At 39.7% G+C, this 22,981-nt stretch carries 15 protein-coding genes; 9 read left to right on the top strand and 6 right to left on the bottom strand.

The window, feature by feature from the left end:
* Positions 1–8 precede the first annotated feature (8 nt).
* From BM179_RS11960 to iolE, 4 genes are read left to right on the top strand one after another with little or no spacing between them, the layout of a single operon-like run.
* Positions 9–1,622: a sodium/sugar symporter gene (locus tag BM179_RS11960; RefSeq protein WP_092017092.1), complete on the top strand. Its 1,614-nt coding sequence runs from the start codon at positions 9–11 to the stop codon at positions 1,620–1,622.
* A gap of 57 nt (positions 1,623–1,679) precedes the next feature.
* The gene (locus BM179_RS11955) at positions 1,680–2,618 is read left to right on the top strand and encodes a class II fructose-bisphosphate aldolase (protein WP_092017090.1); all 939 of its coding nucleotides are present in this window, start codon (positions 1,680–1,682) and stop codon (positions 2,616–2,618) included.
* Positions 2,619–2,673: 55 nt separating this feature from the next.
* Positions 2,674–4,539, top strand: a complete 1,866-nt coding sequence (iolD, locus tag BM179_RS11950; protein WP_092017088.1) for a 3D-(3,5/4)-trihydroxycyclohexane-1,2-dione acylhydrolase (decyclizing) — start codon at positions 2,674–2,676, stop codon at positions 4,537–4,539.
* 1 nt (position 4,540) lies between these two features.
* Positions 4,541–5,440, top strand: a complete 900-nt coding sequence (gene iolE, locus BM179_RS11945) for a myo-inosose-2 dehydratase (RefSeq protein WP_092017587.1) — start codon at positions 4,541–4,543, stop codon at positions 5,438–5,440.
* 77 nt (positions 5,441–5,517) lie between these two features.
* Here iolE and BM179_RS11940 read toward each other — a convergent pair whose 3' ends face one another.
* Complete coding sequence (locus BM179_RS11940; RefSeq protein WP_092017086.1) at positions 5,518–6,750, bottom strand: ROK family protein; 1,233 nt, start codon at positions 6,748–6,750, stop codon at positions 5,518–5,520.
* A 684-nt stretch (positions 6,751–7,434) separates the two neighbouring features.
* On the opposite strand from BM179_RS11940, the gene BM179_RS11935 reads away from it, so the two are divergent.
* The 5 genes from BM179_RS11935 (at position 7,435) to BM179_RS11915 (ending at position 18,368) form a co-directional block, all read left to right on the top strand.
* Positions 7,435–10,515, top strand: a complete 3,081-nt coding sequence (locus BM179_RS11935; protein WP_092017084.1) for a SusC/RagA family TonB-linked outer membrane protein — start codon at positions 7,435–7,437, stop codon at positions 10,513–10,515.
* Between the two features lie 27 nt (positions 10,516–10,542).
* The gene (locus BM179_RS11930; protein WP_229632941.1) at positions 10,543–12,126 is read left to right on the top strand and encodes a SusD/RagB family nutrient-binding outer membrane lipoprotein; all 1,584 of its coding nucleotides are present in this window, start codon (positions 10,543–10,545) and stop codon (positions 12,124–12,126) included.
* A 96-nt stretch (positions 12,127–12,222) separates the two neighbouring features.
* Positions 12,223–15,492: a VCBS repeat-containing protein gene (locus BM179_RS11925; RefSeq protein ID WP_092017082.1), complete on the top strand. Its 3,270-nt coding sequence runs from the start codon at positions 12,223–12,225 to the stop codon at positions 15,490–15,492.
* A gap of 9 nt (positions 15,493–15,501) precedes the next feature.
* A complete protein-coding gene (locus BM179_RS11920) occupies positions 15,502–16,872 on the top strand; it encodes a vanadium-dependent haloperoxidase (RefSeq protein WP_092017080.1) in 1,371 nt (456 codons plus the stop codon).
* 47 nt (positions 16,873–16,919) lie between these two features.
* The gene (locus tag BM179_RS11915; RefSeq protein ID WP_092017078.1) at positions 16,920–18,368 is read left to right on the top strand and encodes an alpha-L-fucosidase; all 1,449 of its coding nucleotides are present in this window, start codon (positions 16,920–16,922) and stop codon (positions 18,366–18,368) included.
* Between the two features lie 68 nt (positions 18,369–18,436).
* Here BM179_RS11915 and BM179_RS11910 read toward each other — a convergent pair whose 3' ends face one another.
* The 5 genes from BM179_RS11910 to BM179_RS11890 all read right to left on the bottom strand — a co-directional run.
* Positions 18,437–19,357, bottom strand: a complete 921-nt coding sequence (locus tag BM179_RS11910; protein WP_092017076.1) for a helix-turn-helix domain-containing protein — start codon at positions 19,355–19,357, stop codon at positions 18,437–18,439.
* Positions 19,358–19,425: 68 nt separating this feature from the next.
* Positions 19,426–20,436 carry an aldo/keto reductase gene (locus tag BM179_RS11905; RefSeq protein WP_092017074.1) on the bottom strand — a complete coding sequence of 337 codons (1,011 nt, stop codon included), beginning with the start codon at positions 20,434–20,436 and terminating at the stop codon, positions 19,426–19,428.
* Positions 20,437–20,742: 306 nt separating this feature from the next.
* Complete coding sequence (locus BM179_RS11900) at positions 20,743–21,375, bottom strand: hypothetical protein (protein ID WP_092017072.1); 633 nt, start codon at positions 21,373–21,375, stop codon at positions 20,743–20,745.
* 12 nt (positions 21,376–21,387) lie between these two features.
* A complete protein-coding gene (locus BM179_RS11895) occupies positions 21,388–21,879 on the bottom strand; it encodes a hypothetical protein (protein WP_092017070.1) in 492 nt (163 codons plus the stop codon).
* 559 nt (positions 21,880–22,438) lie between these two features.
* The coding region (locus BM179_RS11890; RefSeq protein ID WP_143095215.1) for an ROK family protein at positions 22,439–22,981 on the bottom strand (543 nt) is incomplete at its 5' end.

Raw genomic sequence — 22,981 nt, 5'->3', positions numbered from 1 at the left:
ATTTTCCTATGAAAAATACAGGGCTTCAATCTCTTGATATAGTAGTTTTTCTGATTTATTTTGTTGCAATTTCTACTTATGGAGTTTGGATTTACCGAAAAAAGGCCAAAAAGGAAGAAAGTTCCAGAGACTATTTTCTCGCAGAAGGTTCATTAACTTTCTGGGCAATCGGAGCGTCATTGATCGCCTCCAATATTTCAGCGGAGCATTTTATCGGCATGTCCGGTTCAGGCTTTGCCATCGGAATGGCCATTTCCTCTTATGAATGGATGTCAGCCGCAGCACTGGTTGTTGTTGCGATATTCTTTGTTCCGGTTTATTTGAAAAATAAAATTTATACCATGCCTCAGTTTCTGAGGCAGCGGTATAATCCGCTTGTAGCTACCACAATGGCTGTTTTTTGGCTGCTTTTGTATGTGTTTGTCAACCTTACTTCCATTTTGTACCTCGGTGCGTTAGCACTGGAAGTTACAGCAGGTGTAGACTTTACAATGGCAATTGTGGCTTTAGCCTGCTTTGCTATTATCATTACCATCGGCGGAATGAAAGTGATCGGTTATACCGATGTAATACAGGTAGTTGTATTGGTAATCGGTGGTTTAATTACCACCTATCTGGCAATGGATCTTGTGGCAGAACATTTTCATAAACCCAATGTAATAAGTGCTTTTGGTACCTTAAAAGAACAGGCTGATTCGCATTTTCACATGATTCTGAACAAGGATAATCCTTATTATAAAGACTTACCGGGTCTGTCTGTTATCATTGGGTCTATGTGGATTAACAACCTGAATTATTGGGGATGTAACCAGTATATTATTCAGAGAACCTTAGGCGCTGATCTGAAAACCGCCCGTACCGGGATTTTATTTGCCGCATTTCTGAAATTGATGATTCCATTGATTGTTGTTATTCCAGGGGTGGCTGCTTTTGTGCTGCATCAGAACGGAATGTTCCAGACTGAAATGATGGATGCCGCCGGGAACCTGAAACCCGATCATGCATATCCGGTATTGCTCGACTTGCTTCCTTCAGGATTGAAAGGTATTGCTTTTGCCGCTTTGACTGCTGCAATTGTAGCCTCTCTTGCCGGAAAAGCGAACAGTATTTCAACCATTTTTACCCTGGACATTTACAAACAATACATTAAGCCGGAAGCTTCAGAAAAGCATCTGGTGAGAGTGGGAAGAATGACAGTCTGGGGAGCAATGGCAATTGCAGTGATAATTGCGCCGAAGTTGAAAGTACTTGATCAGGCTTATCAGTTTATTCAGGAATATTCAAGCTTTATTACACCCGGGGTATTTGCTATTTTCTTTCTGGGGATGTTCTGGAAAAAAACAACCGGAAATGCGGCCTTACTGGCAGCTGTGATGACTATTCCGCTTTCGGTTGTTTTTAAATTCTCGATGGGAGATATCCCGTTTTTAGACAGAATGGGAATAATTTTCCTGATTCTGGTCGCTATGATTGTGGTTGTCAGCCTTGTTGAATCAGGAAGTAAGGATAACCCGAAAGCAATAGAAATACAATCATCAGATTTTACGCTCAATAAGAGTTTTATGATTTGCTCGATCCTCATTTGCGGGATTCTTGCAGCCCTTTATTCTGTTTTCTGGTAAAAATGATGCGGTTTTAAGAGGCATTTATTTGAAAAAATTTAATAAGTATCTGGAAACATGTTAGTAACGACTAAACAATTATTCGATAAATGTTATGGCAAATATGCCATTCCGGCAGTAAATGTATTTTTCATGGAAGAAATTCATGGACTGTTTGCTGCTGCGGAAAAAGCAAATGCGCCTTTTATTGTACAAACCACCCCTTTTGCCAGAGATTATGCCAAAGCAGATATGTTATTGTCGATGATAGCTTCTGCGGCCAGAATATATCCTAAAACCGTTTTTGCCATTCACCTCGATCATGGCTATGAAGAACATATCTGGGATGCTATCGAGAGTAATCAGTATACTTCAGTAATGATTGATGCCTCTCATGATGATTTTGATAAAAATGTTGCCAGAACAAAAAAGGTAGTTGAAAAGGCTCATGCTAAAAATATCAGTGTTGAAGCTGAATTGGGGATTCTGGCAGGAGTGGAAGATGACCTTACTGTAGATGCGGCACATTCATTTTATACCAATCCCAATGATGTGGAAGCTTTCATAAAGGCTACAGACTGCGATAGCCTGGCGATAGCCGTGGGAACCAGTCACGGGGCCTATAAATTTTCAGGAGGGCAAGGTTTACAGTTTCAGATTCTTGAAGAAATTCAGGAAAGGCTTCCCGGCTTTCCATTGGTTTTGCACGGAGGGTCAAATGTAAGTGAGGAAGTAGTGCAAAGAATTAATGCGGCCGGAGGTAAACTCAAAACAGATGCAAAGGGTGTACAGGAGGATGAACTGAGGAAAGCCATTCCGCTTGGAATCTGTAAAGTGAATATCGCAACAGATACCCGTTTGCTTTGGACGATGGTAGCCAGAGAGTTTTTCAGAGATTTCCCTGAAGAATTTGCTCCAACTACTCCCGGCAAAACATTTATGAATCTATATCAGGATTTTATGCTTAAAAAGTTTGAATTGATGGGAAATATCGGAAAGGCATCGATTGATTTTTAATAACCGGGGCATAATCAGAAAAGAAGGAAACCAATAATTTATTCCCTTATAAAGAATGAAAAAGAGATTAACAGTTGCTCAGGCAACTATAGAATTTTTAAAAAATCAGTTCATCGAAAGAGACGGAGTAGAACAACCTTATTTCGGGGGCTGCTTTGGCATTTTCGGACATGGAAATGTGGCAGGTTTAGGTCAGGCCTTGCAGGAAAACCCTGATTTTACATATTATCAATGCCGGAATGAGCAGTCAATGGTTCATACAGCGGTTGCTTATGCCAAGGTAAAAAACAGGTTAGGTGCTTTTGTTTGTACTTCCTCAATCGGGCCAGGTGCAACGAATATGATTACCGGAGCGGCATTAGCTACGATTAACAGACTTCCGGTTCTGCTGTTACCCGGAGATATTTTTGCTACCAGAGAACCAAATCCGGTTTTGCAGCAATTAGAAAGTTCTCAGACGCAGGACATTTCTGTAAATGATTGCTTTAAGCCTGTTTCAAAATATTGGGACAGAATCAGCCGGCCTGAACAATTGATTTATTCTTTGCCAGAAGTCATGAGAGTACTTACCTCGCAGGCAGATATGGGAGCAGTTACGCTTTCTATGCCTCAGGATGTGCAGACACATGCCTACGACTTTCCTGTAGAATTATTTGAAAAAAGAGTCTGGCATATTTCGCGTCCCAGACCGGATGTTCCTACCTTGCGTAAAGCAGTAGAATGGATTAAAAGTTCTAAAAACCCTGTAATTGTGTCAGGCGGTGGTGCCATTTATAGCGGAGCAGACCAGGTTTTGCATGAATTTGCCTCGAAAACGGGTATTCCTGTCGGAGAGACTTTTGCAGGAAAAGGCTCTGTACGTTATGACGCCCCGTATTGTCTGGGTGGTTTGGGAGCTACCGGAACAAAATATGCGATTGAAGTTGCCAATGAAGCGGATGTGGTAATCGGGATTGGAACACGATACAGCGATTTTACAACAGCTTCAAAATCAATTTTCCAGCATCCGTATGTTAAATTTATCAATATCAACATTTCTGAATTTGATGCGTTTAAACACCATGCGCTTCCGTTGGTAGGAGATGCGAAAGTGGTTCTGGAGGAATTATTGGAACTTTTGGGAGATTTTGAAGTTGAAAAAACTTACAGAGAAAAGATTGAGCACATGAATCATGCCTGGGATGAGGAAGTGACCAAAATATATGCAGAAGGAAACGGAACAGTACCGCCGATTGACCAGGCTATTGTAATTGGTACCCTGAATGAATTTATGGATGACCGGGATGTAATGATCAATGCCTCAGGAAGTGCTCCCGGAGATCTTCATAAGCTCTGGCGTGCAACGGATCCTAAAAACTTTCACCTGGAATACGGCTTCTCGACAATGGGATATGAAATTGCTGCAGGTTTGGGAGCAAAAATGGCTGATCCGACACGAGAAATTTATGTTATTTGCGGAGACGGAGGATACCTGATGAATAACCATGAGATTATTACTTCTATTCAGGAAGGTTTCCGGATGACGATTCTTTTGTTGAACAATAATGGTTACGCCAGCATCGGAGGATTGTCGGAAAGTATCGGAAGTGAGAGATTCGGAACAAGATACGTTTACCGTGACAATGAAAAAAATCAGCTTGCCGGGGATTTCCTTCCGGTAGATTTAGCAAAAAATGCAGAAAGTCTGGGTGCAAAGGTAATCAAGGCAACCACGAGAGCATCTCTGGAAGAAGCATTGGAAAGTGCAAAAAATCAGGATCGTACAACAGTAATTTATATCGAAACCAGTTTGTACAGAACGGTTAAAGGTTACCATGCCTGGTGGGAGGTTCCGGTTGCAGAAGTTTCTACTTCTCCGGGAGTTCAGAAAGCATTTGAAACCTATAAAGAAAATAAGCAGCAACAAAGAATCTATCTATAAAATGAACTTTGAAAATATTGAACTTGGCGTTGCTCCGATAAACTGGACCAATGATGATATGCCTGAATTAGGCGCCGAAAACTCGTTTGAAAAATGTATTGATGAAATGCAGCTTTCAGGGTTTACGGGTTGCGAGGTTGGAAATAAATTTCCGAGAGAAATACCCGTTTTAAAGGAAGCACTAGCACAGAGAGGCTTGCAAATCTGCAACCAATGGAATAGCTATGAGCTGACGACAAAGTCGCTTATTGAAAACCGTAAGAATTTCGTGAAATTACTCGACTTTCTGGAAGAAATGGGTGCAAAAGTAATCGGCGGGGGAGAAGTTGGTAATAGTTGTCAGGGTCAGGTGAATGTTCCTGTTTTCGAGGGGAAAGGCCTTCTGAAAACGGAAAGTGATTGGCATACATTTACTTACGGCTTGAATGAATTAGGGAAGATTGCCCGGGACAGAGGTTTGAAACTGGCTTTTCATCATCATATGGGAACTTGTATTCAAACCGAAGCAGAGACAGACAGATTGATGCAGGAGACTGATCCTGAGAATATTTTCCTGAATTATGACTGCGGACATTTCTATTTCGCAGGCGAAGATCCGGTTGCATGTCTGCAAAAATACATTTCCAGAACAGCCCATATTCATTTGAAAGATATTCGTCCGAATATTCTTAAAAGAGTACATGATGAAAAAATGAGCTTCCTGAATGCAGTAAGGGACGGGGTTTTTACTGTACCGGGTGATGAGGAAGGATGTATCGATTTTCAGGCTTTATTTCAGATTATCAGACAAAGCAATTATAAAGGCTGGCTGGTTGTAGAAGCAGAACAGGATCCGGCAAAAGCAAATCCTTTGGAATATGCACTGAAAGCCAATAAATATATCAGAGGATTAATGGCTTAAAGAAATCTCAGACGTTCTGTTTAAAATAGTTCATACATAGTAACTCTTCACCGGGGTACTATGTATGTTTATTCTATTTACTTTTCCAGGACTTTCCCCATTACATATACCTGCGTACCCAGCAGTCTTGAATTTTCTCCTAATTCTGAAATTTCGATGGTGAGATCATTTTTGAAATCTGCCAGACAATATTTATAGATAGCCTGTTCAATCGGATTACTGATAAATTTTCCTGCTTTTGCCAGTACACCGTTGATAATAATAGCTTCCGGATTGAAAAGGTGAACCGCAATAGAAAGTCCTTTTCCCATTTCCTTACCGATATCGTGCAGTAAATCAATGGCTAAAGCATCACCCCGGTTGGCAACGTCAATGACCATTTCAATGTCAATTTGTTCAATATTCTTTTCTGCAAGTTTGGAAACCTGTCCCAGACGAAGTCTTTCTTTCACTCTTCTGATGAGTGATGAAGCAGAAGTAAGTGTATCCAGGCAGCCTACCTTCCCGCAATGACAAAGCTCTCCGTCAGCCTTTACCTGAATATGTCCCAATTCTCCTGCAAAACCCGAAGCTCCCTGAAATACTTTTCCATTCAGAACAATCCCAAGACCGACTCCCCCCCAGTCCATATTGACAGAAAGGACATTTTCCATTCCCTTCGCCAATCCGAACTGATGCTCACCCAGAATAGTGGCCTGGGTATCGTTAATGATATAAACCGGTAAATCGAGTTCTTTTTCCAGCCATTCTACCAACGACTGCTTGTCAGGATTAAGCTTTTTATAAGTATAGTTGAAACCATTTTTAGGATTAATAAGTCCTGGCATAGAAATACCGATGGCAATCAGATCCGAAGCGGAGATTCCGGATTCAGCAAGTACATGATGAAAACTTTCAGCGAGTTTAGCCAGATGAGAGATGTTATCTTCCAGCGAAAGATGAAGGTCGATTTTAAAAAGGATCTGGTTCTGTAAATTAAGGATAATTGCCTTCGAGCCGTAAGTAGTAACGTCCAGAAGCATGGTGTATCTTCCTTTAGGATGCAGGCTGTATAAAATCGGTTTTCTGCCAAACTGCACATCAGCCGGGCCAATCTCTACAATCCAATGCTCGTCCATGAGTTCTTCGAGGAGCACCGTAACAGAAGGCACACTGGTATGGAGCTCACGGGTAAGTTGAGCGATGGTTCTGTTGCCTCTTACATACAAGTCCTGTAAAAGGCTTTTTTTCAATCTGCTTTTTTTAATATCAACGATTGATTCTTTATCTAAGACCCCTGCATCGGAGGCATTTTTTGGAATAAGAGACATAGGGCCTGCATATAATTAACCTGCAAATTCAGAAACTGAATGACAGGTTGTATGGATTTCTAATAAGAGTTAATAGGGGTAAACCACTGTAAAATCACACAAATGAAAGTAAAATTTATATTCTCTACAACAGGGCTTATGTGGTTTTGGGAAATGTAACAGCGGAGTACTCGACTAATAACATAGATTATTAATATTTTTTAATAATGTAATGATATTTAAAAATATCATTAAAACAGCTCATTTTCATCAAATTTTTGATATTTATTTTTAAATCGGTTTAAAAACCGCTCAATTTTACAAAAATCCCATAAAATTTGAATCTTTTTGCCTATTTGAGAGGGTGTTTTTGTGAGTTTTAATACTTATTCTTTCAACTATTTTAAATATTATTATTTTAATTTATTTTAAAATTAAATCTATTTATTTTAATTTGTTTTAAAATTGCAAATTCAATAGTAGTTTGGAGGAATTGGAGAGGGAAGGATGTATGAAATTTTCATAAAATTTTCGAGATGAATATTATGAAAAGATTCTGAAAATATTAAACCAAAACAAGAATATCAGTAAAACCCAAGTGAATATATATGAAAAAAATAACCCCCATCCCCCCTTGATTAAAAAGTGAATTGACAATCGTCACAAAATTTAAAATTCCATTTTTCCACTGTAATCTAAACGAAAATGAAAGCAAGTAAATTTACTATGTTCATTACTGCATTACTATTTCTTTCATGGCAGCAGATCTATGCTCAGCAAGCCATAAAAGGGAAAGTATCTGACAGTAATCAATCAGGGTTGCCTGGTGTCAATATTCTTTTGAAGGGAACTTCAAAGGGTACAATTTCTGACGCCAGTGGTAACTATTCAATCAATGCAACCAAAGGCGCTACTTTAGTATTCCGCTCTTTAGGTTATGCAACCAAAGAAGTAGTAGTAGGCGATCAGACGTCTATCGACATTGTTCTCGAGACAAGTGATAAAACACTTGAAGAAGTTGTGGTAACAGCCTTAGGTGTTGCAAAAGATAAAAAATCACTTGGATACGCCGTTTCCGAATTGAAAGGCACCGAATTCACTCAGGCTCGTGAAGTAAACCTTGGAAATGCTCTTTCAGGTAAAATTGCCGGGGTTAACGCTACAAGTACAGCGACTGGTCCTGGTGGTTCAAGCCGTGTAATTATTCGTGGTAATGGTTCTTTGGGGGGAAATAACCAGCCTTTATATGTAATTAACGGGGTACCTATCGATAATACAAACGTAAACTCAGCTGGTATGTGGGGTGGTTTTGATACCGGTGATGGTTTGAGCAGTATTAACCCGGATGATATTGAATCTATTTCAGTATTGAAAGGTGGAGCATCTGCGGCACTTTATGGTTCACGTGCAGGTAGCGGGGTAATCCTTATTACAACAAAAAGCGGTAAAGCTCAGAAAGGTTTAGGTGTTGACTTCACTTCAACTTATACAGCGGAAACACCTTTGAAAATCTCTGACTGGCAATATCAGTACGGAGCAGGTACAAGAGGTGCAAAACCAGCTACTCAGCAGGAAGCAATTGATAACGGCGTAATGTCATGGGGTGCTAAATTGGACGGAACTTCTGTAATTCAGTCAGATGGAGTATCTCGTCCATATGTAGCTCAGAAAGATAATATCAAGAATTTCTACAATGTAGGAAGCACTTTCTCTAATACAGTAGCTGTTTCAGGTGGAAACCAAACGGTAAACTTCCGTTTCTCTGCTTCTAATTCGGATGCTCAGAGTGTGGTACCTAACTCTACGTTCAGCCGTAAATCTTTCAATTTAAGTACAAATGCAAACCTTTCAAACAAAGTAGTTTTTGAAAGTGTAATGCAGTACAACATTGAAAATGGTGAAAACCGTACTTTCTTATCTGATACGCCTAAAAACCCAAACTTCGCGGCACAAATGCTTGCAACAAGTACGGACATCCGTATTCTCGCTCCGGGTGTAGACAGCAGAGGGTATGAATCTCTATGGAACTCAAACGTGTATTCTCAAAACCCGTATTTTGCTACTACCAAAGTAAAAAATACGGATGATCGTAACCGTTTCATGGGTAATTTCAGCTTAAGATATAACCTTACTGATAACCTTTATGTAAGAGGTCGTTTGGGAACTGACTACAATCAATTGAAATACTGGAGTATTGAGCCTACAGGTATTGCTTACAGTACTCGTGGTAGCTTAAGCCAAAGCACCAGAAAAATTGTAGAAACCAATGCGGAACTATTGGTTGGCTTTAAAAAGGATTTCGACCAGATTTCTTTGAATGCATTGATCGGAGGAAACAAAATGCTGAGAACCAATGAAGGACAGGGAATCAGCGGTGGTCAGTTTAACGTACCATTTAATTATTTCCCAAGTAACCTTATTACAAGTAACTGGAACTACGATTATACTAAACTGGGGATTAACTCTTTATTCGCTTCAGCTGATTTAGGGTACAAAAACCTTGTTTTCTTAACGCTTTCCGGTCGCCAGGACTGGTTCTCAACGCTTGCTAAAGAGAATAATAGTCTCTTCTATCCTGGAGCAAGTTTAGGCTTTGTATTCTCTGATGCGATGGCAGAAAGACCATCATGGTTGACTTATGGTAAACTTCGTACTTCATGGGCACAGGTAGGTGGAGCTTATCCTACTCCATATGCACTTAACCTGACTTATGGTTTACAGTCGAACCCATATAATGGAATGCCTTTGATGAACATCGGAACGAATACTATTCCAAACAAAGCATTGCAACCAAACACCACTACTACTACGGAGATTGGGGTAGAATTGAAAACGTTGAATAACCGTTTAGGAATCGACCTTACGCTTTATAACCGTGTTACTACAAACGATGCGGTTCAGGCTTCTACTTCTTCGGCAAGTGGGTATCAGGCAGTTCTTTTGAACGTGGGTAAAGTACAAAACCAGGGTATTGAAGTTTTATTGACAGGTACTCCTGTCAAAGCTGCTTCAGGTTTTGGCTGGAATGTTAGTTATAACTTCGCTTATAATGACAACAAAGTTATCAAGATCGCTGATGGTTTAACGGCCCTTTCTATGGATGAGTCAAGAACCCGTAACGGTTATGTCTATAACTTTGAAGGACAACCTTTCGGTATGATTGCTGGTTACAGAGCAAAACGTGATGCAGCGGGTAATATTGTTTATAACAAAGATACAGGATTACCAATGCAGGGTGAATTTGCTGCATTAGGCAGAGGCGTACCTCCGGTAACAATGGGTCTTACCAACACATTCAACTACAAAAACTTCCAGTTGAGCTTCCTGATTGATGCTAAATTCGGCGGTATGTTGTACTCTGCGACCAATGCTTTTGCTACCAGATATGGTTTGGCTCAGAGAACTGTTGCCAATGACGTAAGAACTACAGGGGTGACTGTAAAAGGTGTTGATCAGAATGGTGAGGCATTTACTAAAACGATCAGCGCTCAGGACTACTTCTCTGGTATCTCAACTACCATTACAGATGAGTTTGTATACAAGGCTGATTTTGCTAAACTCAGACAGCTGACATTCGGTTATACTTTCCCTAAATCTATGTTGGGTAAAACACCAATTCAGTCACTAAGCTTATCATTCGTTGCGCGTAACTTGCTGATGTTATATAACAGCGTTCCTAACGTGGATCCTGAATCAACTTATAACAATGGTAATGCACAAGGTTTAGAAATGTTTGGTATTCCTACAGTCCGTAGTTTTGGATTGAACCTGATGGCTAAATTCTAATTGTTTTACTTAAAAACTTAAGAAATAATGATACGATATATAAAACAAAAAAGAGGATTAATGCTGACAGGTATGCTAACAGCGGCATCAATGTTAGTATCATCTTGTGACGATGGTTTTGTGGATATGAACACAAACCCTAATGCCCTTACCAGTCCGGTTTTGGAAAATGTGTTTACTTATAACATTGTAAAAACTGCCGGAACCGGGTATGAAAATCACCGTGCAAACCTTATTTACTGTGGCGCAATTGTACAGCATTTTGCTTCATTGAATACTTACTGGTCTGGTGATAAGTATCTGTCGAACGTAGAATATTACAGTGCTTATTTCGATACAGGTTATCAGAACCAGGTAAAAGAGATCGAACAGATCATTTCTTTGACCAAAGGAGATAACAATCTTGTCAATAAATATAACATTGCCAGAATCTGGCGTGCTTATATCTATAGCCGTATGACTGACCTTTATGGTGATGTTCCATATTCTCAGGCTGGACAAGGGTATCTGAACAATGTTTACTCTCCAAAGTATGACAAGCAATCGGCGATTTATGCTGATTTATTGAATGAGCTTGATCAGGCTTCAACCAGTTTGGCAGCAGGAAAAGATGCTTATGGTACTGCTGATCCGATTTATGCAAGTGATATCACAAAATGGAAACGTTTTGCGAACTCTTTGATGTTGCGTCTTGGAATGCGTTTAACTAAAGTGGATGCTGCTTCAGCTCAGACTTATGTTAAAAAGGCGATCGCAGGTGGTGTAATGCAAAGCAATGATGATATTGCTAAATTGAAGCATTATGATACTAACGATAACAACCGTAACCTGGATGGTAATACCTTGAAAACGCAGGAATATGATGCGGCAAACCTCAAAGGAAAAGCAAACAGCAAATTGAGTAAAACGTTTGTTGATTTCCTTCAGAAATCTGCGGATCCTCGTTTGCCTTATATCGCAACTTTATGGCAGGGGAATGCTGACGCATCTACTTTCGCTACAAGTTCTGATCCGGCTGTTCAGAAAGGTCTTCCGAACGGATATGACAACACGACTATCAAAACGTTAATCCCGGGCTGGAATGATAATTCAATTACAACATATTCTGAAGCAAACCTTAACTACGTAGCAAGCAATACTGCACCAACGATGTTCCAGACTTATGCAGAGGTGGAATACCTTTTGGCTGAAGCTGCCTTGAGAGGATGGGGAGATGGACAGGCTGCTGCTCACTACAATAAGGGTGTGGCTGCTGCGATTGATATGTTCTCTCTTTACGGAGCAAATATCCCGGCAAGTGCAACTACTGCATATCTGGCTAAGAATCCGTTTACAACTGTTTCAACAGAAAAACAAATGGAACAGATTGCTACTCAGTATTGGGTGGTAAACTTCCTTAATTCCTATGAAGCATTTGCTAACTGGCGCCGTACAGGATATCCTGTATTGACTCCGACAAATTATGCCGGTAATGATACAGGAGGAACGATTCCGCGTCGTTTGAAATACCCGCAATCAGAAGCCAGTAAAAATGCTGCACAGTACAATGCTGCTATTGCACAGCAAGGTCCGGATTTGTTTACAACCCGTATGTGGTGGGATAAACAATAATTGTTGATTTTTTTGTACTTTACTGATCAAAATGCCTCTGAAGTCAGAGGCATTTTGATATTTGATTTGCCTAATCCGTCCATTAAATAATTCCGTATGAAGTATTCTTTATCCATAAAGTCAGGGTTCTTCCTGATCGGTTTGATAGGATTCGTCAGTCAGGTAAGTGCACAGTTTACCCTGCTGAATGCTAAGGAATCCGGTATTTCTTTTGTAAATAAACTTACCGAAACGGAATCTAAGAATGTACTTGCCTACGAATATTTCTATAATGGGGGCGGAGTTGCCGCAGGAGATTTAAATAATGATGGTTTAATAGATCTCTATTTTACCGGAAATATGGTTCAGGACAAAATTTACCTTAACCTCGGACATTTACAGTTTAAAGATATTACCCAGCAGGCCGGAATCGAAAAAGCTACGGGCTGGAAAACAGGGGTCACTCTCGTTGATATTAATAAGGATGGCTGGCTCGATATTTATGTCTGCTATTCCGGAGATGGTGACCAGAATTCAAGAAGAAATAAGCTCTACATCAATAATAAAAACCTTACGTTTACTGAAAAAGCCGCTGTCTATGGCTTAGATTCCCCAAGCAATTCAACCCAGGCCGCTTTTTTTGATTATGATAAGGATGGCGATCTGGACTGCTTTTTACTGAATCACAGCATAAAAGACTATAAAAGATTTGATGCTTCTGCCATGAAAGCTATGAGAGATGAGTTTGCAGGAGATAAATTACTGAAGAACGAAAACGGAGTATTTATCGACGTAAGTGCCGCTGCCGGAATAAAAGGAAATCCCCTTGGTTTTGGTTTAGGAGTCGCTGTTTCAGATATTAACCACGACGGCTGGCCGGATATTTATATTTCAAATGATTACCTGGAACAGGATTACCTGTATATCAATAACGGAAACGGAACCTTCAGCGACAAGCTTGAGGAGTCTGTAGGTCATTTGAGTTATTTCTCTATGGGTAACGAAGTAGTCGATATTAATAATGATGGGCTGGCAGATATTTTCACACTGGATATGCTTCCGGAAGATAATCATCGCCAGAAATTGCTCTATGGTCCTGAGAATTATGAGAACTATAAAACCGTAGTTCAAAATGGTTTTTACCATCAGATTATGCGTAACATGGTGCAGTTGAATAACGGGAACGGGACTTTTAGTGAAATCGGACAATTAATGGGTGTTTCCAATACCGACTGGAGCTGGTCTCCGCTGGTAGCTGATTTTGACAATGATGGCTGGAAGGATCTGTATATTACGAATGGCTATCTGCGTGATTACACCAACATGGATTTCATGAAGTTCTATGCTGATAAAGAATTAAAGGCGGCTCAGGGAAACCCGACAGCGATGATGGATATTCTGAAAGAAATGCCTTCTACTGCTACCAGGAATTATATTTTCAGAAATAACGGAAATTTAGGCTTTGAAAATAAAGTGAAAGAATGGGGCTTTGACCAGCTTTTTCTTTCAAACGGAGCAGTTTATGCAGACCTTGATAATGACGGAGACCTTGAAATTATTACTAATAATGTAAATACTGAAGCATCGGTTTATAGAAACGACAGCCCCAAAACCCAGAACTTCTTACAGGTTAAATTAGGGGAAAATAATCCTGCTGAGGCGATCGGGGCGAAAGTCTGGCTTTTTAACAAAGGCAAACAACAATACAGAGAATTTTACCCTACAAGAGGCTTTCAGTCTGCTATGTATATCCCCCTGCATTTTGGAACGGGAGACGACAAAATGATGGATAGTCTTAAAGTCATCTGGTCTGATAACAAAACAGAAGTACTTTATAAAATTGCAACAAACCAAACCATTACACTTCATCACAAAGATGCTTTAAAGTTGTGGACTCCCACAGCTTTGAAAGTACCTTTTTTCACCACAGCTACAAAAGATACACTTCCTTACAGCAATGTAGAAGATGATTATAACGATTTCAAAAGACAACTGCTTATGCCGAATATGATTTCATATTCCGGCCCGAGAATGGCAAAAGGTGATATTAACGGCGATGGATTACTTGATTTGTACATCGGAGGATCAAAAGGACAATCAGGCGCTTTGCTCATTCAGGAAAAAGATGGTTCATGGAAAGGGACAGAACAGCCTGCGATTGACTCGGATATCATGAGTACTGATACAGATGCTTTGTTTTTTGATGCTGATAAAGACGGAGACCTCGACTTGTACGTGGTAAGCGGGGGATTCTCTTATTTACCAGATGATTTGTTATTGCAGGACCGGCTTTATTTAAATGACGGAACAGGGAAGTTTTCTAAAACGGAGGATAACCTTCCTGGAGATTTAAGCAGTGATTCCTGCGTTACGCCGATTGATATTGATAATGACGGTGATCTGGATTTGTTTGTCGGAGGACGGGTTATTCCCGGAAATTATCCCCTTGCTGCCAGCAGCCGAATTTTAATTAATAACGGTAAAGGCATTTTTACAGAAGGAAATGCCCAAATTGCCCCTTTTCTTGAGAAATTCGGGATGGTTACAGATGCCGTTACACTCGATGTGAATAAAGATGGCTGGCAGGATCTGGTGATTGCAGGAGAGTGGATGCCCGTAACGGTTTTACTCAACCATCAGGGAAAACTGACAAGAACTTCAGCTTTACCCGATTCAAATGGCTGGTGGAGCAGAATCGCTCTGGAAGACCTTGACAATGACGGAGATCAGGATATTATTTTGGGAAATTATGGCCAGAATACACAGATGAAACCTTCCGGGACTGAGCCTGTTTCGATGATTTATGGAGATTTTGATCAAAACGAAGCAATTGATCCTTTTCTGACTTATTACGTTCAGGGGAAAGCGTATCCTTTAGTGAGCAGAGACGAAGCCTTGAATCAGGTTTTTTCGCTGCGGAGAAAATTTACCAGTTATCTGTCATATGCCGATGCATCTATGAAGGAGATTCTGACGCCGGAACAATTCAAAATGGCTGATACGCTTATTGCAGAAACCTTTGCTTCTGTAGTACTGGAAAATAAAGGAGATGGTACTTTTATCAATCATCCTTTACCGATAGAAGCTCAATTTGCTCCGGTTTTCGGAATAGCCTTGCTGGATGTAAATCATGATGGATTAAAAGATTTGGTTTTAGGAGGAAACCAGACTTATACCAGAATTAAAATCGGGAAAATGGATGCGAATTACGGGATGCTGTTCTTAAATAAGGGAAAATTTTCTTTTGAATACGTACCACAGAGTTTGTCAGGATTTAATATCCGGGGAGATGTAAGAGATATTGTGGTAATACCCCAGCAAGGAGAAACAAGGATTTATTTCGGAAGAAATAACAAGTCAGTAGCTGAATATATTTTGAAAAAATAGGCAAAAGAAATGAAGATGGTGATTGAACAAATAAAGTTTTTCACAGAACTGAAACAAATAGTAAGGGTCACATTGCTTTTGACTCTTGGGCTTTTCTATTCGTTTTCGGGCAAAAGTCAGAAGCCGGAATTTAAAGCGGATGCAGCGGTTTATACCCGAACGATGAAAAAACTGACCAATGTAATGGTCGAAGATGTTACGGGACCTTGTGCTGCGGCAAGGTATTATGCTTATGCCGGCCTTGCACCTTATGCGATTTTACTTCAGCAGGCAAAGCCAAAGAAGTATTCAGAACTTTATGGAAGATTAAAGGCATTTCCGGATTTAAGCTCTGTTAAACCCGCTAAAGAGATTGATTTAAATTTCGCTGCGCTATATGCATTGCTTCGCATGGGAGAAGAATTACTTCCTTCTGGTTTTACCCTTGAAAAGCCCAGAAATGAACTGATTAATGAGGCGAAACTGAAATACAGAATCAGTGATGAAACAATAAGGGAATCAAGAGCTTATGCCGATTCAATTGTTAAAAGGCTGGTTCGCTATGCGGCTAAAGACGGTTATGTGAAAACAAGCGGATATCTGCGTTATACTCCAGGTAAAAAACCCGGTTCATGGAAACCAACTCCTCCTGCCTATACGGAGGCATATGAACCGCACTGGCGAACTTTGAGACCGTTTTTACTGGGAAGTGCAGATCAGTTTAAACCTCTTCCTGAAGTACCTTACAGCACCGAAAAAGACAGCAAATTCTTCAGTTTGACAAAGGAAGTATATGATACAGTAAAGGTTCTGACAAAGGAGCAAATGCATATTGCCAATTTCTGGGATTGCAATCCTTTCTTTCTGAATCAAAAGGGACATATAAGTTTCGGTACCAAAAAGATCTCTCCCGGCGGTCACTGGATTGGAATTACCGGACTGGCTTGTCAGCAAAAGAAACTTAGTTTTGAAGAAACCGTAAGATGGCATGCCCTGGTAGGTATTACTATGGCTGACGCCTTTATTTCCTGCTGGGATGAAAAATACAGAAGTAACCGGATCAGACCGGAAACGGTTATTAATGAGCAGATTGATCCAGCCTGGCGATCATTTCTTCAAACCCCGCCATTTCCTGAATATACCAGCGGACATAGTGTGGTTTCAGCTTCGGTTGCTACACTCCTGACAAAATTGTCCGGCGGCGGATTTGCATATACTGACACCACTGAAGTAGAGTTTGGCGTTCCGAAAAGATCTTTTAAATCATTTAAGCATGCGGCGTCTGAAGCAGCCATTTCACGTTTGTATGGTGGAATTCATTTTAGAGATGCCATTGAAAACGGGATGAGACAAGGCGAAAATATTGGCAATTATGCCATTAGTAAGCTAAATGTCCAGTAAATGAATGATTTGAATCTGCATTATTTTTTAAAATTTAACATACAGTAATGAGAAAATTACCTTTAATCCTTGGGTTGTTGATGGGCATAATGTCAGGCTCATCAGATGTGATGGCGCAACAACATTCAGAACAAAATCATAGTAAATATATTGCTCCGAAAGATAAGCTGGTGCAGGAAAAACTGGCGCACTGGCAGGATGTTAAGTTTGGATTATTAATGCACTGGGGAACTTACAGCGAATGGGGTGTGGTAGAATCCTGGTCAATCTGTCCGGAGGATGAAGGCTGGTGCGAGCGCAGAGGACCTTATTCAAAAAGCTGGTTTGAATATAAAAAAGCTTATGAAAATCTTCAGACAAAATTTAATCCGACCCGTTTCGCTCCTGAGAAATGGGCAGATGCCGCTAAAAAAGCGGGGATGAAGTATGTGGTTTTTACTACCAAACATCATGATGGATTCTGTATGTTCGATACTAAATTCTCTGATTATAAAGTAACCTCTCCTAAAACACCGTTTTCTGCAAATCCTAAAAGTAATATTGCAAAGGAGGTATTTAATGCTTTCAGCAAACAGGATTTTATGGTAGGGGCTTATTTCTCAAAACCTGACTGGAATACGGAATCATACTGGTGGCCGTATTTCCCGCCAAAAGACAGAAATGTAAACTATGATCCAAAGAAATATCCGGAGAAATGGCAGCAATTCAAGGACTTTACCTACAACCAGATTCAGGAATTGATGACAGATTATGGTAAAATTGATATCCTTTGGTTAGACGGAGGTTGGGTGCGTCCTAAGGAATCAATTGATACTACGATCAGCTGGCAAAAAACAATTCCCTATAATCAGGACATTGACATGGCAAAAATAGCAGCTATGGGTCGCAAAAACCAACCTGGTTTACTGGTAGTTGACCGTACCGTTTCCGGGGAATTTGAGAATTATGTAACGCCTGAACAAAGTATTCCGGATCATTATATGCCGATTCCCTGGGAAACCTGTATGACTATGGCAAACAGCTGGTCTTATGTTCCGAATGATGAATATAAAACTACCAAAAAACTGATTCAGACACTTATTGACGTAGTGGCAAAAAATGGCAACCTTTTGCTAAATGTCGGTCCCGGACCAGACGGAGAGTGGCATCAGGATGCTTACAACAGAATGCAGGAAATCGGGAAATGGATGGATGTAAACGGAGAGTCGATTTACGGAACAAAACCTAAAGCACCTTATCGTCAGGGGAAATGGGCATTTACTCAGAAAGAAGCAGTTTCTTATCTGACATACCTTCCTGAAAACGGAGAAAACCAATTGCCTTTGGAAGTGACACTTCCTGTTTCAGCTGTGTCGAAAAAAAGTATCATCTCGATTCCGGGTATAAAAGTTCCGTTGAAATGGAAGGCATCTGCTGAAGGAATCAAAGTGGTTATCCCTGAAAAAGTAAGTAAACAATTAGACAGTCAGCCTGCATGGGTTTTTAAAGTCTCTTAATTCAGTCAGTCTGGCATTAAATAAAAATCGTCTGTCCGGATTAATCGGGCAGACGATTTTTTTACAGATCAGTTAAAAGAATGTCTGAATTCAAGCGGAGACAGATTGGTTTTACCCTTAAAGAGTTTACTGAAAGACTGAGGATATTCGAAACCAAGCTGATAAGCAATTTCGCTTACTGATAATGAAGTGGTGGTTAATCGCTCTTTGGCTTTTTCAATTAATTTGTTGTGAATATGCTGCTGCGTATTCTGCCCTGTCAATGACCTCAGCATATCACTCAGATAACTTGAGGATACGTTCAGCTGACCCGAAATATACTGAACCGTCGGAAGTCTCATTTCCTGTACCTTTTCACTGTTGAAATATTCGTTTAATAATGTTTCAAGATTTGCCAGAAGGTCGTTGCCTGCATGCTTGCGGGTGATAAACTGCCGGTTATAAAATCTGTTGGAATAGTTAAGTAATAAATCGATATGAGATACAATTACATCCTGGCTGAAGCCATCAATATCTGAACGATATTCCTGTTCGATATTTTGCATGATAGAAGTAACCATGGTCTCTTCTTTTTCAGAAAGATGAAGCGCTTCATTGGTGGCATAACTAAAGAATCCGTAATCTTTAATACTTTTAGATAAGGGATAATTTCTGATGAAATCCGGATGAATCACCAGCCACCAGCCCGAAAGTGCAATATCATCATCAACAACTGCTGAAATTACTTGTCCCGGTGAAAAGAAAGTCATGATCCCTTCGTCAAAATCATAATAATTCTGTCCGTACTTCACCTTTCCCTTAAAATCTTTTTTAATGCAGATCGAATAGAAATTATAAATGACACTTTTCATATTTTCATCGAAATGACAATTGATGTCCTTGAGATTGACAACACTCACCAAAGGATGATTTGGTTTGGGTAATGCTACCAGGCGATGTAATTCTGAAATCGAATTGACGATGTATGGATGATTTATCTCTTTTTTCATGGGATTTTCTCTTAAACAGACTATAGAAAAGCGTACCTTAAAAAGAGCTTTTCCATAGTCTGAGAATTTTACTGATCTATAGCTGTCATTCCGGCAGCATCATATCGGTCTCCGGTTAAAGTACCCAATGGAATAATCGCTTCCAATTGTTTCAGTTCTTCACAGGTTAATGTAATACCGGCAGCAGCTATATTTTGTTCTACATATTTAACGCGTTTAGTTCCGGGAATTGGTAAAATACCTTTTGAAACGATCCATGAGATGGCTAATTGAGAGGGCGTAATTTGTTTTTCATCAGCCATCTTTCTGATTTCATTAAGCAATCTGATGTTATTATAAAACATTTCACCCTGATAACGGGGAATATTTCTTCTGAAATCATTTACAGGAAAATCCTCCGGACTTTTAATATCACCTGAAATAAATCCTCTCCCTAAAGGTGAATAAGCAACAAAGCCGATGCTAAGTTCCTTAAGTGTGTTTAAAATGCCGGATTCTTCCGCACTTCTTTCAAACAATGAATATTCTGTTTGTATTGCTGTAAGGGGATGGATTTTATGTGCTTTTTTAATGGTTTCTGAAGATACTTCAGAGAGACCGATGTAACCCACTTTTCCTTCTTTTACCAGTTCGGCCATCGCTCCGACGGTTTCTTCGATGGGAGTGTTCGGATCCAGACGATGAAGGTAATAGAGGTCAATGTAGTCGGTTCCCAGATTTTTAAGAGAGCGTTCAACGGCCTTTTTTACATAATCCTTTTTCCCGTTGATTTTCCAGGTGAGCTGCTCGTTATCATCAATTTCAAATCCGAATTTAGTAGCAATAATGTATTGATCCTTGTTTCCTTTGATGGCTTTGGCGATCAGTCTTTCATTTTCCAGGGGACCATACAAATCGGCGGTGTCCAGAAAATTTCCTCCTGATTCCAGAGAGCGGTGAATCGTGGCAATGGCTTCAGCTTCGTCCGATTGTCCGTAAATATCTGCTCCGGCAATTTTTGTCATTCCCATACAACCCAAACCTATATTTGGGATCACAAGTCCCTGACTTCCCAATTCAATTTTTTTAATACTTTCCATTATGTATCTTTTTAAAATTAACGAGGCAAAGTTCAGCAAACTATCAAAGGAAAAAGTATCCAAATTGGGTATTGTTGTATCCAAAATGAGTTCAGCCGGATTCGGGTCAAAAGATAAAGCCTGCCAACTTTGTTAATTGACAGGCTTCAATGATAATCTGGCTATGAATGATATTTTGATTTAACAATCCATGACAAACAGATAGTCGAAATATCCGTATGGGAAAGCGGGCATAACCAAATTTTACAGACCGGAATCATAAATAATATGAGCCGCAAATCGCTGAAAATGACCATGTCAGGTTCTTTACAGCAATTTATCAGCTTTTTTGATAACCTTTTCTACCCTCGATCTCTTGGTTTCTTTTTCAATTTCGCTAAGTCTTTCAGTTAAAGTTCTGATAAAAACAGATTTGTTCTTCTGATTGATTATCGGCAGTGCATTTTCAGCATACATTGGTAATTGATTGGTTGGACAAATTACCAGTCGTTCAATTAATAGAGGAAATACATCTTCTGCATAGTTGGCCATAGCACAGAATTTTATCAGAATCCCGACACAATGGTCATTAGTAATCACCGAACCTCTGTCAGCGGCCGCGATTATCCCGGGTAAAGCTGAAAAAATTTCCCCGGGCTTTTCGTTTGTAAGTATATCCAGTGCCGTCATGGCACCCCATTGTAAACGGTTATTTTTATGATCGAGCAACGCAATGAGCTGATTAGTGAAATCTGCTATCAGGAGTGGTTTTAGCGTTCCGATCTCATAAATCACCTTTATGCAGTCGTTTTGAATGTTTTTATTTTTGTTATTCAGATTTTCAACTAATTCTTTAATGGCATCTTTGTCATTTTTTGAAACGATTTGTTTGGCCAGCTCCTGATTAGGAATCTCATCTTTTCGTCCCAGTGACGATGCTAACAAGGATATAATACTCATCCGAATAATAGTTTAATGATTCTTTTTCTTTAAGGATATTACCTGTAAAACAGAACCGATGAGGAAAAGAACGAAACTAATACCGACACTTGTTTTTACAATAGGATCATCCGGGCCTGAAGCTAAAGGAGCAGAAAGTGGCAGCCTGGTGAAGCTCTCTGTAAAGCCTGGTACAAGATGAAAGAAAAATGTCATGGAAAAGCTGACGATAGCAATAAACGGAGAGGCTCCTCCCAAAGGTTTAGATTTTTTAGAAGCAAAAAGGGCAAGTCCGATTACTAAAAGGGTAATAATTCCTAAAACATGTGGTTTACCGAATCCGCCGTGCTGATAAATTCCGAAACCCGTCAGGCAGGTTAAAATGGTAGTTATTACGTAAATTTTCCCGACTTGGTTATTATATGAAATCTCTCTGTAACGGATCAGAGAAATGAAACCGGTAGCTAAAGCTACAAGACTGATTGCGGTGTGGATTACACCAAGATAAGTAAGACCTGCTATCATAACTTCAGATTTTAAATGTGAGTGTGTTTATCGTTAAAGGTTGTAATGCTAAGAGTCCTGCAATGTGATTACAGGTTGATGGTTTTACGTTTTAGCAATAATCAAAAATTTCTTCGCTTCGGTTCTGACTCTCTTCCTGGTTTCTGCGGATTCAGAATACGTATTAATACTTCAGAATCTGGTTGAGAAAAAGTACTTTGCAAGTGTTGCATGTGGTGCAGAAAAGGATCTTACTAATATACGAATTTTCATTATGCCAGGAAAAAATCCATCATTTTTATAATGTAAAAACCCCTCATTTATTGATGATTATAAAATATGTTTAGAGTTTTACAGGTCATAAACTATTGGATCTACATTAACGGTTGATGTCTTGTTTTCTAAAATAACCACCACATTTTCGGATGTGTTTACAAGACATAACAAAACCGGGGCAAAAATCTAAGATTTCTACCCCGGTTTTGTTTATCCTGAAAAAGCTTAACGAATTGAAATGATGATAGTTGACAAAAGGTAATCAGATTGAATATCTTTGAAAAGTATATATAAAAGCGTTATGCTAGCTGACCTTTTCGAGAACCTGATCCACTACGTAAACATGTGTACCTAAAAGCCTTGCATTCTCTCCCAGTTGAGAAACGTTAATGATTAAATCATTTTTAAAATCTGCCAGACAATATTTGTAAATAGCCTGTTCAATCGGATTACTGATAAATCTTCCTGCTTTTGCCAGTACACCGTTGATAATAATAGCTTCCGGATTGAAAAGGTGAACTGCAATAGAAAGTCCTTTTCCCATTTCCTTACCGATATCGTGCAGTAAATCAATGGCTAAAGCATCACCCCGGTTGGCTGCATCAATAACCATCTCGATGTCAATTTCTTCGAAATTATTTTCTGTAAGTTTGGAAACCTGTCCTAAACGAATTCTTTCCTTAATTCTTCTGATGAGTGAAGAAGCAGAAGTAAGTGTATCCAGGCAGCCTACTTTCCCGCAATAACATAACTCCCCATCTTCTTTTACCTGAATATGTCCTAATTCTCCTGCAAAACCCGAAGCTCCCTGAAATACTTTTCCATTCAGAACAATCCCAAGACCGAC

The organism is Pseudarcicella hirudinis (assembly GCF_900115665.1).
Taxonomy (GTDB): Bacteria; Bacteroidota; Bacteroidia; order Cytophagales; family Spirosomataceae; genus Pseudarcicella; species Pseudarcicella hirudinis.
The sequence above is the reverse complement of the archived record's forward strand: the minus strand, read 5'-3'. Positions and strand labels throughout refer to the sequence as shown.

Coding starts and splice junctions, on each gene's coding strand:
- BM179_RS11960 (WP_092017092.1), top strand. CDS start 9: ATGAAAAATACAGGGCTTCAATCTCTTGATATAGTAGTTTTTCTGATT.
- BM179_RS11955 (WP_092017090.1), top strand. CDS start 1,680: ATGTTAGTAACGACTAAACAATTATTCGATAAATGTTATGGCAAATAT.
- iolD (WP_092017088.1), top strand. CDS start 2,674: ATGAAAAAGAGATTAACAGTTGCTCAGGCAACTATAGAATTTTTAAAA.
- iolE (WP_092017587.1), top strand. CDS start 4,541: ATGAACTTTGAAAATATTGAACTTGGCGTTGCTCCGATAAACTGGACC.
- BM179_RS11940 (WP_092017086.1), bottom strand. CDS start 6,750: ATGTCTCTTATTCCAAAAAATGCCTCCGATGCAGGGGTCTTAGATAAA.
- BM179_RS11935 (WP_092017084.1), top strand. CDS start 7,435: ATGAAAGCAAGTAAATTTACTATGTTCATTACTGCATTACTATTTCTT.
- BM179_RS11930 (WP_229632941.1), top strand. CDS start 10,543: ATGATACGATATATAAAACAAAAAAGAGGATTAATGCTGACAGGTATG.
- BM179_RS11925 (WP_092017082.1), top strand. CDS start 12,223: ATGAAGTATTCTTTATCCATAAAGTCAGGGTTCTTCCTGATCGGTTTG.
- BM179_RS11920 (WP_092017080.1), top strand. CDS start 15,502: ATGAAGATGGTGATTGAACAAATAAAGTTTTTCACAGAACTGAAACAA.
- BM179_RS11915 (WP_092017078.1), top strand. CDS start 16,920: ATGAGAAAATTACCTTTAATCCTTGGGTTGTTGATGGGCATAATGTCA.
- BM179_RS11910 (WP_092017076.1), bottom strand. CDS start 19,357: ATGAAAAAAGAGATAAATCATCCATACATCGTCAATTCGATTTCAGAA.
- BM179_RS11905 (WP_092017074.1), bottom strand. CDS start 20,436: ATGGAAAGTATTAAAAAAATTGAATTGGGAAGTCAGGGACTTGTGATC.
- BM179_RS11900 (WP_092017072.1), bottom strand. CDS start 21,375: ATGAGTATTATATCCTTGTTAGCATCGTCACTGGGACGAAAAGATGAG.
- BM179_RS11895 (WP_092017070.1), bottom strand. CDS start 21,879: ATGATAGCAGGTCTTACTTATCTTGGTGTAATCCACACCGCAATCAGT.